Origin of the sequence: Ochrobactrum sp. SFR4, from assembly GCF_019730395.1 — a bacterium.
Taxonomy (GTDB): Bacteria; Pseudomonadota; Alphaproteobacteria; order Rhizobiales; family Rhizobiaceae; genus Pseudochrobactrum.
Genome location: NZ_JAAPBB010000605.1, coordinates 1 through 296, shown reverse-complemented (window position 1 = coordinate 296; position 296 = coordinate 1). Strand labels below are relative to the sequence as shown.

Here is a 296-nt window from a genome sequence, read left to right as displayed (position 1 = left end):
GGATAACTACAAAATGACGGATGGGATCAGAGCAACAGAGCGTTGCGAATATCTTTGTATTGTGAAACGCCGTTAATCTTCACATCGAAGTCGTCCATTTCGATCAGGCTTACGCCGTCAACTTCCAGTTTGTAGTAATGGACGGAGACCTGATAATCACTCTCCGACAAATCACCGGTCTTCCATGAACCTGCATCTGCTTGTTTAAGGAAGCCGCGAATATTCATGACGGCGCTATGTACAGTGCCATCTTCGTCTACAAGCGCACCGGTGATCATAAATGGGTTCTCAGCCCC

At 47.3% G+C, this 296-nt stretch carries 1 protein-coding gene; it reads right to left on the bottom strand.

What is annotated here, in order from left to right:
• Positions 1-26: 26 nt before the first annotated feature.
• Positions 27-296: phage major tail tube protein (locus tag HBA93_RS20455; RefSeq protein WP_221724497.1), on the bottom strand; the 270-nt coding region annotated here is incomplete at its 5' end.